Origin of the sequence: Paucilactobacillus nenjiangensis (assembly GCF_008632615.1) — a bacterium.
GTDB classification, from domain to species: Bacteria; Bacillota; Bacilli; order Lactobacillales; family Lactobacillaceae; genus Paucilactobacillus; species Paucilactobacillus nenjiangensis.
This window is the reverse complement of the sequence record NZ_CP043939.1, coordinates 1,681,591-1,699,777: the sequence shown is the minus strand read 5'-3', so window position 1 is coordinate 1,699,777 and position 18,187 is coordinate 1,681,591. Positions and strand designations below refer to the sequence as shown.

16 protein-coding genes, 1 other RNA gene and 1 pseudogene are annotated in these 18,187 nt (G+C 38.6%); 12 read left to right on the top strand and 6 right to left on the bottom strand.

Translation table 11 applies throughout. The features are described 5' to 3' along the window. Positions 1 to 139 precede the first annotated feature (139 nt). From apf to F0161_RS08755, 5 genes are all read left to right on the top strand, one after another. Positions 140 to 715, top strand: coding sequence for an aggregation-promoting factor (gene apf / locus F0161_RS08775; RefSeq protein WP_150204337.1), 576 nt, complete (start codon positions 140 to 142; stop codon positions 713 to 715). Between the two features lie 111 nt (positions 716 to 826). Continuing rightward, positions 827 to 1,199, top strand: a transfer-messenger RNA (tmRNA) gene (ssrA, locus tag F0161_RS08770). A gap of 681 nt (positions 1,200 to 1,880) precedes the next feature. Further along, positions 1,881 to 3,221, top strand: coding sequence for a group II intron reverse transcriptase/maturase (gene ltrA, locus F0161_RS08765; protein ID WP_225423104.1), 1,341 nt, complete (start codon positions 1,881 to 1,883; stop codon positions 3,219 to 3,221). Positions 3,222 to 3,632: 411 nt separating this feature from the next. Next, the gene (locus F0161_RS11735) at positions 3,633 to 3,878 is read left to right on the top strand and encodes a transposase (protein ID WP_150204336.1); all 246 of its coding nucleotides are present in this window, start codon (positions 3,633 to 3,635) and stop codon (positions 3,876 to 3,878) included. Between the two features lie 11 nt (positions 3,879 to 3,889). Continuing rightward, a complete protein-coding gene (locus F0161_RS08755; protein WP_096772843.1) occupies positions 3,890 to 4,780 on the top strand; it encodes an IS3 family transposase in 891 nt (296 codons plus the stop codon). A gap of 101 nt (positions 4,781 to 4,881) precedes the next feature. On the opposite strand, the gene F0161_RS08750 is transcribed toward F0161_RS08755, so the two are convergent. Continuing rightward, positions 4,882 to 5,151: a hypothetical protein gene (locus tag F0161_RS08750; protein WP_150204335.1), complete on the bottom strand. Its 270-nt coding sequence runs from the start codon at positions 5,149 to 5,151 to the stop codon at positions 4,882 to 4,884. Here F0161_RS08750 and F0161_RS08745 point away from each other — a divergent pair. Beyond that, on the top strand, positions 5,078 to 5,791 hold the full coding sequence (locus F0161_RS08745; protein WP_150204334.1) for an SDR family oxidoreductase: 714 nt from the start codon (positions 5,078 to 5,080) through the stop codon (positions 5,789 to 5,791). The two genes, F0161_RS08750 and F0161_RS08745, sit on opposite strands and share 74 nt — an antisense overlap. Positions 5,792 to 5,896: 105 nt before the next feature. Here the strand turns inward: F0161_RS08745 and F0161_RS08740 are convergent, their stop codons facing one another. The 4 genes from F0161_RS08740 to F0161_RS08725 form a co-directional block, all read right to left on the bottom strand. Further along, complete coding sequence (locus F0161_RS08740; RefSeq protein WP_190318858.1) at positions 5,897 to 7,207, bottom strand: DHA2 family efflux MFS transporter permease subunit; 1,311 nt, start codon at positions 7,205 to 7,207, stop codon at positions 5,897 to 5,899. A gap of 313 nt (positions 7,208 to 7,520) precedes the next feature. Further along, positions 7,521 to 8,675 (bottom strand): AbrB/MazE/SpoVT family DNA-binding domain-containing protein, encoded by a 1,155-nt coding sequence (locus tag F0161_RS08735; protein ID WP_150204332.1) that lies wholly within the window; start codon positions 8,673 to 8,675, stop codon positions 7,521 to 7,523. Between the two features lie 13 nt (positions 8,676 to 8,688). Further along, positions 8,689 to 9,582 (bottom strand): EamA family transporter RarD, encoded by an 894-nt coding sequence (gene rarD / locus F0161_RS08730; protein ID WP_150204331.1) that lies wholly within the window; start codon positions 9,580 to 9,582, stop codon positions 8,689 to 8,691. Positions 9,583 to 9,586: 4 nt separating this feature from the next. Further along, on the bottom strand, positions 9,587 to 10,132 hold the full coding sequence (locus F0161_RS08725) for a PadR family transcriptional regulator (RefSeq protein WP_150204330.1): 546 nt from the start codon (positions 10,130 to 10,132) through the stop codon (positions 9,587 to 9,589). Between the two features lie 107 nt (positions 10,133 to 10,239). Here F0161_RS08725 and F0161_RS08720 point away from each other — a divergent pair. The 6 genes and pseudogenes from F0161_RS08720 to F0161_RS08695 all read left to right on the top strand — a co-directional run bounded on the left by F0161_RS08720 (position 10,240) and on the right by F0161_RS08695 (position 17,151). After that, positions 10,240 to 10,787, top strand: a pseudogene (locus F0161_RS08720) (phenolic acid decarboxylase). Between the two features lie 248 nt (positions 10,788 to 11,035). Continuing rightward, on the top strand, positions 11,036 to 12,220 hold the full coding sequence (locus tag F0161_RS08715) for an aminotransferase-like domain-containing protein (protein WP_150204329.1): 1,185 nt from the start codon (positions 11,036 to 11,038) through the stop codon (positions 12,218 to 12,220). 237 nt (positions 12,221 to 12,457) lie between these two features. Beyond that, positions 12,458 to 13,180 (top strand): response regulator transcription factor, encoded by a 723-nt coding sequence (locus F0161_RS08710; protein WP_137601201.1) that lies wholly within the window; start codon positions 12,458 to 12,460, stop codon positions 13,178 to 13,180. Next, the gene (locus F0161_RS08705; protein ID WP_137601200.1) at positions 13,177 to 14,655 is read left to right on the top strand and encodes a sensor histidine kinase; all 1,479 of its coding nucleotides are present in this window, start codon (positions 13,177 to 13,179) and stop codon (positions 14,653 to 14,655) included. The genes F0161_RS08710 and F0161_RS08705 overlap by 4 nt, the downstream gene beginning before the upstream one ends. 190 nt (positions 14,656 to 14,845) lie before the next feature. After that, entirely contained in the window at positions 14,846 to 15,724 is an 879-nt protein-coding gene (locus tag F0161_RS08700) for a GRP family sugar transporter (RefSeq protein ID WP_137601199.1), read from the top strand. A gap of 77 nt (positions 15,725 to 15,801) precedes the next feature. Further along, positions 15,802 to 17,151, top strand: a complete 1,350-nt coding sequence (locus tag F0161_RS08695) for a glucose-6-phosphate isomerase (RefSeq protein WP_150204328.1) — start codon at positions 15,802 to 15,804, stop codon at positions 17,149 to 17,151. A 53-nt stretch (positions 17,152 to 17,204) separates the two neighbouring features. On the opposite strand, the gene F0161_RS08690 is transcribed toward F0161_RS08695, so the two are convergent. Further along, a complete protein-coding gene (locus F0161_RS08690) occupies positions 17,205 to 18,173 on the bottom strand; it encodes an asparaginase (RefSeq protein ID WP_150204327.1) in 969 nt (322 codons plus the stop codon). Positions 18,174 to 18,187: the final 14 nt, after the last annotated feature.

The following is an 18,187-nucleotide window of genomic DNA, read 5'->3' as shown; positions in this document are numbered from 1 at the left end:
ACATAGCTTTTATTACAAACAATTCAAAAATAGTGCAAATTGAAATACGCGCGTTACACATGAGTAATATCCATCCATTATGATAGTCACAGTTAAAAAAAGACAATGTAAACATTACAAAAAGGATGGTTATTGGTATATGACTTCACGTAAAAATGTTTTAAAATATTCTGCTGCTACTTTAGGCGCCGTTGCACTTGGTGTTGTAGCAACTACAGCCACAGCAAACGCTGATGAAATCTACACAGTTAAATCTGGAGATACTCTTTCAGATATTGCAGTACAATACACTAAAACAACAGATGCAGTTGATACAATTGCAAAAAACAACAGCATTTCAGACGTTAACTTGATCGTTACTGGTCAAAAATTACTTATCACAAGTGATGGTACAGTTCGTGCCGCAACTGACGAAGAAGTTGCTACAACTCCAGCAGCTGATCAATCAACTACTTCAAGTGACAGCTCAAGCTACACAAGCTCAACTTCTGGTAGTGATGCAGCCGCTAAAGCTTGGATTGCTAACAAAGAATCTGGCGGTTCATATGGTGCAACCAATGGACAATTTATTGGTAAGTATCAATTGAGCGCATCATACTTAAATGGTGACTATTCAGCTGCTAACCAAGAACGTGTTGCTGACCAATATGTTGCAAACCGTTATGGTTCATGGACTGCAGCACAATCATTCTGGCAAGCAAATGGTTGGTACTAAAATTTAAATTAACTTTTGAAGATGTCTCAGTGAGGCGTCTTTTTTTGTGCAGTTATAGCTCAAATGGTACCAAAATGGTGCGCGATATGGTAATATTGAATGTGCATAAACGGGGATGTTTATGGATTCGACTGGTATGGGTTGAGGTTTGACTGCGCTTCGAAGGTTGCGACTTCGTTAAAACGCTCAGTTTAAATTATAACTGCAAAAAATAATACAAACAATTTCGCTTTAGCTGCTTAATACCAGCGAGTGGAGATCCAGCCAGGTTTGCTCATGGCTTGATACTGGGTCCAAAAACTAAGTGAGCTTACGCTTATTGCTCCAGTCAGAAGTGGTAAGAAGAGATTAATCGGACTAGTTAATCATGTTGGCCCTGATCAGCGGCGAATTGATTAGCGAATTTTAAATAGTTGATATATGAGCGTAGACGTCAGATTGGCAACATGCTAGGACAGGGGTTCGACTCCCCTCATCTCCATATTTAGATTCATCGAGTATCACTGAGTGTCACGAACGTTGATTTATCAGACTTCTTGTTTCATTGAAGTTCATAGAATTTCATGGGATATCAGCTGACGTGTAGGAAAAATGGTAGGATTTTTTAAATTCTGTGTAGGAAAATTTGTTGTTTGTACGATGATAATGAAAGTGCATCCCGATTGGGTTGCACTTTTTTTTGTGGGTGCGCCCGGCATGGGCGCCAACTAGGTGGTGAAAGTCCACTGTGGGCCGTAGTAGTCGGAACCACTAGCCAAGGACAAGGGTGTCCACTGTGAAGTGGAATCTGAAGGAAGTCTGAGGAGCAAAATACCGCACCAATGAACAAGAAGTAGCTATAAGGCCAGAACTGATTGGATAAGATTGCCCAACAAATCGAAGTCCGATACTACTCAAAATCACGATGGTAAAGCTAATGGTGACATGGTATGAAAGTTGACGTTCTTACCCGGGGAGGCCTGATAGACAAGTCCCGACAAGAAGAGCAATCAAGTTCTACAGGACAACTGTTTCAGTGATGGAATACTGAGTTTATCAGGAGTCAGCCGAGGCCATAGTAGTGACTTCGTCACGAAGGGCTGAACAGTAATAACTCACATTGATTATGGAGGTGGAATTTATGCGACGATCGTAGAAAACAGAAAACAAAGCTGACCACCAGTGGATGGTAGGTCTGGAAGACCAAGAACAAACTGGGGCGCGTAGGATGAATTCTAATGAAACAACGATGATGAGTGGCATTAAGTTTGAACAACGCGTGTTGGATCGAGATAACTTGAATCTGGCCTATCAACGGGTTGTGCGTAATAAAGGTGTCGCAGGCATCGACGGAATGACCATCGATGATCTGTTAGGTTATTTGAGAGTTCATAAAACTGAACTTATTCATCAGTTGAATGATGGGACGTACTGGCCGAAGGCGGTTAAACGGGTAGAAATACCCAAACCAAATGGTGGCGTGCGAAAATTAGGCGTTCCAACGGTAATTGACCGAATGATACAACAAGCAATCGCACAAGTGATGTCTCCGATTTTTGAACAAGTTTTCTCAAATAATAGTTTTGGTTTTCGACCTAATCGAAGTGCGCAAGATGCAATTAAACGAGTGGTATCGTTGTATAACGAGGGTTACCACGTCGTGGTTGATCTTGATTTAAAGGCATACTTCGATACAGTCAATCATGATTTACTGATCAAGTATATCGAACAATATATTGATGATCCTTGGTTGATTAAGCTAATTCGAAAGTTTTTGACTAGTGGTGTTATGACTGGTTCAACCTTCGAAGCGAGTGTCGTGGGAACTCCGCAAGGCGGACCACTGTCACCACTATTGGCGAATATCTATCTCAATGAGCTGGATAAAGTATTAACGGAACGAGGTCTCCACTTTGTCCGATATGCGGATGACTGCAATATTTACGTTAAGAGTAAACGAGCAGGTCACCGGGTACTTGAGAGTATTAGTAGATTTCTGGAAAAGGATCTTAAAGTAACCGTCAATCGTGACAAAAGTAAAGTCGGGTCACCATTGAGATTGAAATTTCTGGGATTCTCACTGGGAGTTGGTAGGGGTGGTGCTTTCTCAAGGCCGTCAAAACAATCCCAAATACGGGTCAAACAGGAACTCAAACGAATTACGAAACGCAATCGCGGAATTTCACTTGAACAAATGTTTATGGAAATCACACGAAAAATGCGCGGATGGATTCAATACTACTCATCTGGTAAGATGACAAACTTCTTGAAACGAATAGATCAGTGGCTACGGTCTAAAGTTCGACAATACATCTGGAAATCATGGAAGAAAATCAAAACGAAGATCACTAACCTGAAACGACTAGGTTTGAATCAGAATGATGCTCGGCTAGCTGCTTATACCCGCAAGGGTTACTGGCGCACAGCACATAGAAAAACACTACTTTATACGTTAACAAACGAAAAACTGGAACAACTTGGATTGATGAATCTCTCCAAGGTATTCCAGTCTATTCAAAATGCTTAAATTACTGAACCGCCGTATACGGAACCGTACGTACGGTGGTGTGAGAGGTCGGTAGCTGAACTAATCAACTGCCTCCTACTCGATTCAAATAATAGATTCAGGTAATATATTAATAATCAAAAGTGATTGGAATTCAACCGGCTATTGAATCAACGTATGTAGATGAAATATAAAATTAATAACGCAACATATCATAAAAATAATGTAAAATATTTGGTATTATTATAGTAACTTGGTAGGCTAGAGACTTTTTAAATTTAATCTGTGTGATATGTGTATAACCGTTGTTTACATCAATAATGTATTTCACAGTATTGGGATAACACTGGTTGGATGTAAGCTGATTCCTGAGACAACTTTTAAGAGAGGGTATAATGAATAAATCATCTCTCAAAAGGAAGGAATTTTTACATGCCAACTCATTACGACAAAGAATTCAAACAAAACATTATCAACCTATATAAGCAAGGCGAATCAGCTGCCCAACTGGCCAGAGAATATGGCATTGGCTATTCAACAGTTCATAAGTGGATCCAGGGCCAGGCCAAAACTCAATCCGGTAAATCGCCAGACGAAATCAAAGCGATGGAAAAGCGACTGGCTTCGCTGTCTGAGGAGAACGAAATCCTAAAAAAAGCCCTGGGCTTCCTTGCGTAGAAGTAACCAATATCTTTGATTACATTCACCAAGAAAGCCATCACCACCAGGTAACCAAGATGTGCCGAATCCTCGGTGTTTCCAGAGCTCAGTATTATCGTTATCGATCCCCCAAACCTTCAAAACGCCGGGCCGAAGATGCGGGCTTGAAACAACGGATTCTGCGGATCTTTGCGGAATTTAAGCAGCGATACGGTGTTATGAAGATCCACCATGAATTGAATCTGGAACTTCAACCACTGCAGCTTCGGTGCAGTCCACGACGGATTTCCCGGCTCATGAAGGAACTGGATATCCACTCCGTTACCGTCAATAAGTGGAAAGCGGCTTCGGCTTCCAAAACCAAGGTTGAACAGCGTCCCAACTTGCTTAAGCAGGATTTCTCGACCACTGGTTTAAATCAAAAATGGACCGCTGATATGACCTATATTCAAACGAAGCGTAATGGCTGGTGTTACTTATCAACCATCATGGACCTGCACTCACGACGGATTATCGGCTATTCGTTCTCAAAAAAGATGGATACTGATTTAGTCTTAAAGACCCTTGAAAGCGCGGTTAAAAATCGAACCATTACTGGGGACCTGATTATCCATACGGATTTAGGATCACAGTATACCAGCGATGATTACAATCAACGTTTAACTGAGCTACATATCCGCCACTCATACAGCCGTAAGGGTTGTCCGTATGATAATGCGCCAATGGAATCCTTTCACGCTTCCCTCAAAAAGGAATGTGTTTATCCAGTGCCGGTCTTTGAAGATTATGAAACTGCCGCTGCCGTCCTTTTTGAATATGTGCATGCTTTCTACAATAGGAAGAGAATTCATAGTTCACTGGGCTATCAGACCCCCTTACAAGTTGAAATTGCAACACTTACGAGCCAAATGGCCGCCTGATTTAATGCTTTCCAGGGTTCAAATAAGTTATTAATCGCGATTAATGATTTATTTGAGCTGTGGAAGGTAAACGCGGTTCTGAATGTCTCTTAAAATCTGTCTCAAATATTGACTTCAATCCAATATTTATTGATAAATTTTGGCGAACAAGAGTATGTCACCCCTGCAAAGTGTGAAAACTTTTTGTTATCAAATAATTCAGAAATGCTCATATCTGTTTGCTTACCATCAACAATAATATTTGTTGTATTTATTGATTTGATACTTTGATCAGCACCCATCATAAGATCTAATTGAATTGACTCATCTATATCTGACATTATTAAATCTACTGCATCACATGCTAAATTATTCGTTGATGAAAGTGCCAAAGTTGTAATCACCGATATCAACGCCGAAAAAGGTGAACAGTATGCCAAAGAATTAGGTGACAACGCACTGTTTGTTAAACAGGATGTTTCAAATGAAGATGACTGGAAAAAGGTTGTTGATACAACAGTCGATAAGTTTGGACAATTAGATATTCTGGTTAATAACGCCGGAATCACGATGGCCAAGTCTCTATTTGATTTCAGCGTAAACGATTATGAAAAAATTTTTAAAATCAATCAATTAAGTGTTTTCTTAGGGACTAAATATGCTGCTGCAGTTATGAAAGATCAAAAACATGGCAGTATCGTTAACATTTCATCATTAAATGGCTTAGTAGCTGGTGCCATTGGCTATACTGATACTAAATTTGCCGTGCGTGGATTTACGAAAGCCGCAGCAATCGAATTATCGCGTTATGGTATTCGGGTTAACTCAATCCATCCTGGTGTTATTTCTACACCAATGATTCGCCAAGGGGAAACTGCCGATAAAGTTGAACAGTATGCCAAAATGATACCAATTCAGAGAATTGCTGAACCTGAAGAAGTTTCAAAAATGGTCTTGTTTGTCGCTTCTGATGATGCTAGTTATTCGACCGGATCAGAATTTGTTATCGACGGTGGGATAAGTGCTCAATAATTATTAAATCAGTCACCAAAGACAACATTAGGAAGTACAATTCCAATGTTGTTTTTTATTTGAAAAAAATACTAGGTTGTCAAGTGACAGCCTAGTATAAGTGGATTATGATTTTGAATTTTGAATCTGACGACCTAATGAAATAACTAAAATTATCACAACAATAATGATGCCGAAGTTAGTCCACATGGCAATCTGGTTCCCCATTAAGGTCTGATGGATTGTATTAGCATTAGGAAGTACGCGCGATCCGGTCGCTAACATTACTGCCATGATTGTGGTCCCTAAAGATCCTGAATATTGCTGAAGGGTATTAAAAATTGCGTTGGCATCTCCAATTTGTGATTTGTCCACTTCTTGTAAACCAAATGTTAACGAGTTATTGAACATAAAGCTAAAGCCTATCATGTAGAAAACATTGAAAATGATAATCGTTAGAACATTTAGACGTTGGGCAAAAATGGCAAAGCATAGTGTCGATATCAGTAAGAACAAGGTGCCAATGACGAGTGGCTTGTTGAAGCCAACTCGATCCATAAAGTTACCGGCTAGTGGCGATAATATGGCTGACACCAAACTACCGGTTAACAACAGCATTCCTGAAACCAAAGAATTCTTGCCTAATGCTAGTTGAGCAAAATTAGGGAGCAAGAACACCATCCCGATTTGTACGAATTGAATCAGAAAATAGATTGCTAATACTTTAGTAAAAGTGGAATTTTTAAACATCTTGAGTTGAAGCAATGGATTCGAATTTTGGGTACTTAATTTTACAAATCCCCAAATTGCAATGATGGCAACCAAGACGGGCATGTAAAATTGTGGGTTGGTGAAGCCGTGTTGACCAGCGCTGTTAAAGCCAAGTGCAATTAACACTAGGCCAAGTGTAATTAAGATGAATTGAACCAGTGGAAATGCTCGACGATGCAAAACTTGATTTTGTGGCATATTGAAACTAGCCACTAACCAGCAGATTGCTCCAATCGGAATTGTAATCCAAAAAATAATCGGCCAGCTCATTGTTTGAGTGACTAAGCCACCATAGGTTGGTCCCAATGAAGGAGCCATGGCAATAACCATGCCAGCGGTACCAGTGAACTTTCCTTGTTGATTAAACGGTACCTGATGCATAATCAGCGAAAAAACTAGTGGCATCGCAAACCCTGTTCCAAAGGCTTGAATAATACGTCCAATTAGTAAAAGTACAAGTGATGGTGAAAAGGCACAAATCAGCCCACCTAAGACGAAGGCAATCCCACCAATGTTGATGATAGTTTTAGTTTTGAAATTGCTTTGAATATAGGCCGCGATAACCATCGTGGCCGCTACTGCTAACAAGTATGCAGTTGTAACCCACTGAACTTGACTCAAGGTGGCATTGAATTGGTGCATTAAGGTAGGGAATGTGACGTTCATGGATGTTTCCACCAAGACCCACAAAAGGCAACTCCGGCAGTCCCAAAGATAGCGAGTTTGGTTTGTTTTGAAACTTGATTTGATTCTTTTTGCAAAAAAATAACCTCCACGTCGAGGAAAAGTACTTCCAACTAAATAAATAGTTAAAAGGTACTTTTCCTTAACCATGTAGGTTGATACAAGGATATACAAGTACCGAACGGAATGATTCCGCTCGTCTTTACCGCGACAAATTTTATAACATTAATTATTTTACACTAAATTAGTCTAAAAAATCAAAGCCGAATTAATAATTTCAACTTTGATTATTTATTTATTCGATTGTAACGATGATACTTTCAGGCTTAGTTAAGTTAGTGATATTTTGTAATAAAATCAAAATCCAAGCAAATGCGACCATAAATGCAATCAATTCAAAGGCAGTCAAAGACAGATAATGAATGCCGTAAAAGCCAACAGAGGTTGCAACTAAAGCAATCCCAGCACCAATTGATACCAAGTTAAATTCTTTTGATGTCTTCGGTAAAAGCCAATTAACACTAATCATCATGGCTAAGACAAATAAGACTAGTAGTTGGGCGAAATGAGTATGAATATTGTGATAAGTAATATCATTTGGAAATAAACCGACAGCAGCAACGTCAATCGCAGTGATGGTCAACATAATTCGTAAAATCAACAACTTGATAGATTTGGGAAAGGCCGAATGTAAGCTCACAAACAGATAATCGACTAGGGCAATCATTAGTAGTGCGGAGAGCATCAAGGATAAATTGAATTGCCACGATTTATCGGCCATTTGTGTTCCTAAGAAGCTGAGATTATGTTGCCACCAATGACTATTTTGATTACTGAGCATCGAAACAACGGTACCACTGATAATCACAGCCATCAGTAAGTTAGTCATCACCGCCGTGGAAACCGACAGGGCGGCAAGAATCATTGAATAATTAATTAATGCATTAAACAAAATAAAAATGACGGATGAAGTAAATGGATCAAAGGATGCGCCGTGAAACATTAACCCAACGGTCCAAAATAATCCTAATAGTCCTAATACTAAAATTACAGCAAACGAAATGACGAGAGGAAAATAGATACGTAAGTAGACACGGGAACCATCCCTGGCAATCCGTTTTCGATCGAGAAAAAAGAAAATTGAAAAGAAAATAATCCCAGTAATCGCACTACCAAAAATTACCATCGTGGCAATTGAATTATCTCCGTGTAAAGGAATTTGATGGACTTTTTGATCAACAAAAATGGCATAAAAAATTAAACCACAGATAATTGATACCGGTAAGTACCATAAAATGGAAATGTTGTTCAGCGCCATTTCCTTTTGATTGACAGGTTTAACGGTAAATTCTTGATTTTGACTAACAATTTTAACTGGATCACCGTTCTTTAAATTAAGCTTTTCGGAAATCTCAGTTGGAATGGATATTTTGCGCGGTGACGCAGACATAATAATACCTCAATTATTTAGAAAAATTTTGTGATTGACGATAACTACGGATACTACCAATAGCGAAGATAATGATACCTGCCCAAATGAACGCAAAGACGATTAATTTGTGGACGTCAAATGCTTCATGGAGCAGCAGAACAGCTACTAATAGTTGCATAGTTGGATTCAAATACTGAATAAAACTCAATGTGATAAAGTCCAAATTTTTAGTTGCAACGGCAAATAGTAGTAATGGAATTACTGTGATAACTCCACTGAAAATTAAGAGAGTTGTCACACTGGAAGTATAAGCAAAAATGGAACCAGGCGCAAACCATATCAAATAAATGGCAGCAATTGGAAAGACAAACAAGGTTTCGAGCGTCAAAGACATTGTGGCAGGCAGTGGTACTTGTTTCTTGATTAAACCATACAGACAAAATGAGGCCGCCATCAGTAAAGTGTTCAGTGGTAGTGAACCAGATTGGATAGTTAAAATGATTACTCCAATTAAAGCTAGTGAAATCGCAATTAATTTATTTCGAGAAAGACTTTCGTGGAGGAATAACACAGCCACTACGATATTCATCAATGGCATAATGTAGTATCCCAAACTAGCTTCAGTTGCTTGATGATGACCGACCATATAAATATAAATGAACCAATTAATTGAAATTAAGAAAGATGCCATGACTATCCAGCGTAACTTCTTGGCTGCAAATAAATCTTTAATGGTTGTGATAAGTGTGCGCCAGTCGTGTTGGACCGTAATCACAATTAGCATGGTGGCCATTGACCAAACAATCCGGTAACTCAATGTATTCATTGCAGGTACTATGTGTAACAATCCCCAGTAAATCGGAAGTAATCCCCAAATTATGTATGACGCTAGGCCAGTAGTGAGCCCAATTTTTTTATTTTCCATTCCATTAATCACCTAGATTATTTATAGTTTGTTGTAACCATGACTCATAAGCGGTTTCCCGTTCGATGGCGTGTTGCAAGATTAAAAAGTGGCCAAATTGTGCCTGTTTGCGGTCGGTATTTTCAAATTTATTAGTCATTTGCGATTGTAAATGCACTAACTTGTTGTGATGGAGCATTAATTGCTCAGCGAGCATTTCAGGAAGTAAGGGATCCGTCGAGTTTTCAATAAAATACAACTTCAAAATGAATTCGTCTTTGGACGCTGATAATTCTGGCGTGGGCGATTGAAGCCAAGTCTTGAATTCTATTGTACCGGTCTGAGTTAAAGAATAAAGCTTTTTTTCAAGTTTTGCACCGGTAACAATTATTTCATGACTAATTAATCCATTAGCTTCCATTTTAATTAATAGAGGGTAGATTTGACTATGGTTTGCACTCCAAAATTCACCGATATCAGAATCAAACGCTTTGGTAATATCATAACCGGTTAAGGACCGTTCACTCAGCAGCCCTAAAATGATATATTTTAAATTATTTTTTTGCGCCATTTTTCTCACCTCATTTGACAATCAACAAAATTGAGTATATCATAATCGAGTATTCTAAAACATGTAAATAATTACATGTAATAAATAACTTAAAAGGGGAACTGATGATGAGCGAAAAACAATTTAAAACTCTAGATGATTTTTTGGGAACCCATTTTATCTATACCTATGATAATGGGTGGGAATATGAATGGTATGCTAAAAATGATCATACCGTCGATTATAGAATTCATGGTGGTATGGTGGTATGGTGGCTGGTCGCTGGGTCACCGATCAAGAAGCGAATATCGTAATGTTGACGGGAGGCATTTATAAAATTGCCTGGACTGAACCAACTGGTACAGATGTGGCTCTGGATTTTCTTCCAAATGAAAAGAAGTTAAATGGGACTATTTTCTTCCCTAAGTGGGTTCAAGAACACCCTGAAATTACGGTGACTTGTCAAAATGAACATATTGATTTAATGGAAGAAACGCGTGAGAAATTCGAGACCTATCCAAAATTGGTGGTTCCAGAATTTGCTAATATTACTTATATCGGGGATGCTGGTCAAAATAACAATGACGTGATTGCTCAGGCTCCATATGAGGGGATGCCAGATGATATTCGCAATGGTAAATACTACGATGAAAATTACAAAATGATTAAAAAATAACATTAATACGTATTATTGCGAGTGAAAGTCCTAATAAATGGGGCTTTTTTTAGTCTAAAAATTAAAATATTATGAAAAATCGATTGGAACTTTTAACTTTTAGTTGTATAATAAGCACAATTATTCCATTTGGAGTAGGTAGAACATTCTGGCGGATTTGTTCATATTCGTTTGCAAGACGATTTACATAGTATTAAATGACCAAACGCTATTAAGTTCCAAAATACATATTAAAGGGGATATTCATAATGAAATATCATTTTTCAGATCGTGTACCAAAGACAGACGTTGACCCAGTTGGAAACATTTTGAAAGTTGCTGGTGATCCTAAAGTCATGTCATTTGCTGGTGGACTACCAGCTCCCGAACTTTTTCCCGTTGAGCAAGTCAAAAAGGCGGCTGACAAGGTTTTTGATACCAAAGGTCCTAGTGCTTTACAATATGGTTCGTCACAAGGGGTACCAGAACTTCGCAATGTGATTGTTGACCGTTTAAAAATCGATGGTATTAATACCGACGTTGACCATGTGATGGTCGCTACTGGATCACAACAATCGATTGATTTGACTGGTAAAATGTTTCTTGATGAAGGTAGTGTTGTCATCGTTGAAAATCCAACCTACTTAACTGCGGTTGATGTTTTCCGTTCATATGGGGCACATTTTGTTGGAGTTGACATGGATGAAGACGGCATGAGAATGGATGCCTTGGAACAAGCTTTGAAGGACAATCCAACCGCACGCTTAATTTACACGATTCCAACTTTCCAAAATCCAACTGGTCGGACAATGACGTTAGATCGTCGTAAGAAGTTATTGGAATTGGCTGTTAAATACGATGTGATGGTTTTGGAAGACAATCCTTACGGTGCTATTCGTTGGGAAGGTGATAACCTACCTTCACTTAAATCAATGGATACTACAGATCACGTTATCTATATGGGTACCTTGTCGAAAATTCTATCACCAGGTTTGCGTTTGGGTTGGGTTGTTGCTGAACCTAAATTAATCAAAAAGTATATGATGATGAAACAATCAGCCGATTTACACACTGATAGTTTGGCACAATATATTGCAGCTGAATACTTCGCTGAAAATGATATTGATGAACATGTTCAAGCGATTACTGCTTTATACCACAAACGTGAACAAATCATGATGGCTGCTATTGACAAGTATTTCCCTAAGAATGTTACTCATAGTAATCCTGAAGGTGGGATGTTCCTTTGGGTCATGGTTCCAGGTGTTGATGATACCCAAAAACTGTTTGATGCTGCATTGGAACGAAATGTTGCGATTGTCCCTGGTGATCCATTCTTTGGTAATGAAACGATTCCAGGTACCTTCAGAATGAACTATTCAAATACTCCAGAAGAAAAGATTGATGATGGAGTTAAACGTTTAGCTGAAGCTATTCGTGAAGTGATGGCTTAATACAAATGTACAGAGTGTTGCACTAAATAGGTGCAGCACTTTTTTTGTCGAATTAATTCGGTGAAAGTTAAAAAAAGATGCATTCGATACAAATTATCAATCTTTCTTCACATTCTAATCAATGAAATGCAAAATTTATTGTGTAAATTAGATAAAGTGAGATAAGCTCAGACTATTAAAAATAAATAAAACAACGTATAATTACTGATAAGCAGTGATACGACAGGAGGAGACACAATGAAACTATTAATGGTAGAAGATAATAAATCAGTATCAGAAATGATGGCAATGTTCTTTAAAAAAGAAAACTGGGACGCGCACTTTTCTTATGATGGGGAAGATGCGATTGAAAAGTTTAAGGATGATTCCAATAGTTGGGATATTGTGACTTTGGATTTGAATTTACCAAAAATGGATGGTATGCAGGTGGCCGCTGAATTACGGAAGTTATCACCAACTGTTCCCATTATTATGTTAACCGCCCGTGACTCAGAAAGTGATCAAGTGTTAGGACTCGAAATGGGTGCAGATGATTATGTCACCAAGCCATTTAGCCCAATTACCTTGATTGCTCGAATTAAGGCCCTTTACCGTCGTAGTGAGTTGAATACTATCGGTAATACAGAATCAGAAGAAACCGATGATACTTTCGACGTAGTGACAGAAAATTTCCGATTAAATAGTAAAACTCGTGAAGTGTACTTAAATAATGAAGCAATTACAGATTTGACACCAAAAGAATTCGATTTACTTAAAACTTTAGCTACCAAACCACGTCAGGTCTTTTCACGTGAACAGTTACTTCAGCTAGTTTGGGATTATGAATATTATGGGGATGAAAGAACCGTTGATGCCCATATTAAGAAATTACGTCAAAAAATTGAAAAAGTTGGTCCACAAGTGGTGCAAACCGTTTGGGGTGTTGGTTATAAATTTGATGATAGTGGAGCTAATCAATGAAATTAATTTATAAACAAATGTTGGGCTTTTTTGCGGTTATTTTAACTTGTATCGTAATTGTGGGACTTTTGTTTATTAATGTAACGACCAGAATGTTATATACGAACACTTGGACGCAGTTGCAAAATTATTCAGATAGTTTGATTGAAGATTCCATGCGCTATGATGAAAATACCAAACAATTTGAAGGGTTAACTACAATTCCGCTGCAAAATAATGCTCGCTTATTGGCACGTCAAAATGTGCATTTTACTATTTATAGTAAAGAAAACAAAATTAGTTATTCTAGTTCAGAATTTGCAACTCAGGTGAGCAAAGCAGATTGGAAAAAGCTAAAACAGGGTAAAACTGTTCATAAGATGATGGCAACTGCAGTTAAGACTGATACCAGTTCTAAATCGTCGAGTAAAAAAGCAGGAGTGAATCGACCACAAATGACCGAAGTGGTGCGTCCTTATTTCTATAAGGGCAAACTGGTTGCTGTGGTTTCAATTGGAGCGTATGTTTCCGATATCCAAGGAAATGTTAAACAAATTCAAAATAACTTATGGATTGCTTTTGTAGTTTCCACGTTAATTTCGTTAATCTTGAGTTATTTCCTTGCCCGTTCGACAACCAAACGAATCGACAAAATGAGAATTGCGACTCACCAAATTACACATGGTAATTACGATGTGAAGTTGGATCTGCGTGGCCGTGATGAAATCAGTGAATTGTCTAATGACTTTGGTAAGATGGCTGGCTCGTTACAAGAATCACAAGAGGAAATTAAACGTCAAGAAGAACGCCGTCGTAAATTTATGGCGGATGCCGCCCACGAAATGAGAACACCACTTACGACGATTAATGGGTTGCTTGAAGGACTTGAATATGATGCAATTCCAGAGGAAGATAAAGCTCAAAGCATTAAGTTGATGCAAAATGATACTAAGCGTTTGATTAGATTGGTTAACGATAATTTGGATTACGAAAAGATTCGAACTAATCAATTTACCATGGAACGTAAGGTCTTTAATGCCGCAGAGGTCTTGGCTAACTTAAGTGAGCAACTCAATAAGAAAGCTGACAATCAAGGAGACAAGATCATCGTTGATGCGCCAGACTCATTGATGACGTATGCTGATTATGATCGTTTCGTACAAGTGATTTTTAATATCGTTCAAAATGCAATTCAGTTTACTAAAGATGGTACGATTACTTTGAAAGCTGAAAAAGTTGAGACCGGTAGTCAATTTGAAATCTCTGATACAGGGATTGGAATGACGGATGAACAAGTTAAAAACATTTGGGAACGATTCTACAAAGCTGATCGGTCTCGAATGAATACCGAGTACGGTGAATCTGGACTTGGCTTGGCCATTGTCCATCAACTAGTTGATTTACATGGTGGTAAGATTGATGTCACTAGTGAATATGGTAAAGGAACTAAATTTACGATTTATTTCCCAGATCGTGAACACGCAAAGCACTCATAGTATGATATCTACAGGTAATTGGTTAAATTTAGACCAATTGCCTGTTTTTTGTCGTTAATACACAATGTTAACGTTTTCAGCAGTAGACCAATTAGTTTTTCAAACTTGTGAAATAAATAACAGTTGTGTAACCGTTTCCAGATATATATAATGGTATGTCATAGAGAGAAATTTAAGGGAGAATTATATTATGTTTATTGCATTAGCTTTAATCCCAGCGTTAGCTTGGGGTAGTGTCGGATTGATTAGTGGTAAGCTGGGTGGTACACCTATCCAACAAACCTTAGGAATGACAGCAGGGGCTGTCTTATTCGGGATTTTTACAATTGTGGTTTACCAACCAGCGCTGACGGGACGCGTTTGGATTTCAGGGCTGTTATCTGGTTTATTCTGGGCAGTCGGTCAAAGCCAACAATTTACATCTATGAAAGCAATCGGAATTTCAAAAACTGTTCCAATTTCTACTGGGTTACAACTTGCTGGTAACGCTCTAGCAGGGGTGTTACTTTTCCACGAATGGAAAACTACGCATATGATTACTGTTGGTACCATTGCAGTTGTCGTATTGATTGCTGGAGCTGCCATCACTTCTTTACGTGATCGTGCGGCCTCAGCCATGGGGGCCACAGATACTCAACATAATGATGTGTCTACTGGTATCCGTGCCATTATTTTTTCAACGTTAGGTTATGTAATGTACACTATCATTGTTAACTACGCTAACGTTGATGCTAAAGCAGTGGTCTTCCCACAAGCCATTGGTATGTTTGTTGGCGCAATTATCTTTGCGTTGTACAAAAAGAGCGCAAAGGATATTACCAAACCAGTATCATACAAAAACGTGTTAACCGGTCTTGTGTGGGGTGTTGGTAATTTGTTCATGTTCATTTCTATTCCTCACGTTGGTTTAGCTATTAGCTATTCATTAGCTCAAAGCGGAATCGTTATCTCCACTTTCGGGAGCATTTGGTTCTTGGGAGAAAAGAAAACCAACAAAGAAATGGTGTACGTTGTGATTGGTTCAGTATTAGTTATTGTTGGGTCAGTACTTCTTGGAATGCTGAAGTAAACTAAGTTATTTTGAGTTGTCTATACCAATTTTGTGGTGTATAATGATGTTATCAAGAAAAGAAAGAGGTAATTATTTTGGCTCATATTTCATTTGATAGTTCTAATCTTAGTACATTTATCCAACCTAACGAATTAGGTGAGATGCAAGCAATGGTGAAAGCAGCTGATGATCAGTTGCGTAATGGCACCGGTGCAGGTTCTGAATATATCGATTGGCTACATCTCCCATCTGATTATGATAAAGATGAGTTTGCTCGAATCAAAAAAGCAGCTCAAAAGATCCAATCAGATTCTAAGGTATTGGTTGTCATTGGAATTGGTGGTTCATACTTAGGAGCTCGTGCAGCAATTGACTTCCTAAATAACGCCTTTTTCCAAGCACAAACAGATGAAGACCGTAAAGCTCCACAAATTTTGTTTGCTGGTAACTCAATTAGTTCTTCTTATGTACATGATTTGGTTCAATTAATTGGAGATCGTGATTTTTCTGTTAACGTAATTTCAAAATCAGGAACTACTACTGAACCATCAATTGCTTTCCGTATTTTCAAACAAATGTTAATTAAAAAATATGGTGATGATGGTGCTAAAGCGCGGATTTATGCTACGACAGATAAAGAACGTGGTGCACTTAAAACTGAAGCTAATTCTGAGGGATACGAATCATTTGTTATTCCTGACGGCGTTGGTGGTCGTTTCTCAGTACTGACGGCCGTTGGCTTATTGCCAATTGCAGCTGCCGGTGCAGATATCGACAAATTAATGGAAGGCGCTCGTGACGCTGAACATGAATATGTCGACACCGACCTCAACAAAAATGAAGCATATCAATATGCTGCTTATCGTAATATTTTATATCGTAAAGGTTATACAACTGAATTACTTGAAAACTACGAACCAACTATGATGATGTTTGCTGAATGGTGGAAACAATTGGCCGGCGAATCTGAAGGTAAAGATCAAAAGGGGATTTATCCTTCATCAGCTAACTTCTCAACTGATTTACATTCATTAGGTCAATATATTCAAGAAGGTCGTCGTACATTGATGGAAACAGTTGTCAAAGTTGCCGAACCTAAGAACGACGTTGTTATTCCTAGTGAAGATGGGAACCTAGACGGCCTTGAATATCTTCAAGGTAAGACCATGGATTATGTGAACGACAAGGCATATCAAGCCGTTGTCCTTGCGCACGTTGATGGTGGCGTACCAGTTATGACTGTCAAGATTCCTAAGCAAGATGAATACAGTTTGGGCTACTTAATGTATTTCTTTGAAGTTGCGATTGGTATTTCTGGCTACTTAAATGGTATTAATCCATTTAACCAACCCGGGGTTGAAGCATACAAAACCAATATGTTTGGATTACTTGGGAAACCAGGCTTTGAAGCAATTGGTGAAGAATTAAAGAGTCGCCAAAAATAATTAATTTAAATATGTAAAATCAAAAAAGCAGCCGAATTGGACTGCTTTTTTAGTTAAAAATTATTTGATAGATATTCTTTTAAGCCGTCATTTGATAGTCCAGCAGAGATCCCAATCAGCAGCTTAATTCTGGCTTTTTGGCCATTTAAACCATGGACAAAGTTAACGCCCATCTTCACGAGCTGTTCACCGCCACCTTCATAAGTATAGACGGGCTCTGCATTGCCTCGATAACCACGAGCAACTAAAAAGACTGGAATCTGATGGTCGATCACTTTTTGAAGCGCTGGTAGGACAGTTGGTGGCAAATTTCCTGCGCCAGTACCTTCGATGATCAGACCATTCCCACTTTTTTTCGCCACGTGATTGAATAAATCAGCGTCCATTCCGGCGTAGGCTTTCAACAGGTAGACTTGTTGAACGACCTGATTAATCTGAATGGGGGCAATTGGTTTAGGATTGAAGTAGTAGGCGATTGTGTCATGTAAAACTTCACCGATTGGCCCAACGCTAGGTGATTCAAAAGTTTCAACATTCGTTGTGTGAGCTTTCGTCACGAATCGAGCGGCGTGAATTTGATCATTTAATGCGACCAAAACACCACGATTACGGGATTCATTATTAATGGCAATTCGGATTGCACTAATTAGGTTATGCAGCCCGTCTGAGCCGATACTATTTGATGAACGCATCGCCCCGGTAACAACGATTGGTTTATTAGAGCTTAGTGTCAAATCTAAAAAATAAGCAGTTTCTTCCAGGGTATCGGTTCCGTGAGTAATCACAAAGCCATCAAATTTTTCATATTCTTGTTTTATTTCTTGTTGTAACGTCAACATTGTTTCTGGTGTCATATGTGGTGAAGGGAGATTCATAAATTCCTTTGAAGTCACATGGAAATCTTCACCAGAGAGGTTCGCTTGCTTCATCAACGGGTTACTCGAATTGGTATCAACGGCTCCATAATCGTTTTCCGACATCGAAATGGTACCACCAGTATGAAGAACTAGAATATTTTTCATGAGGGCGCTCCTTT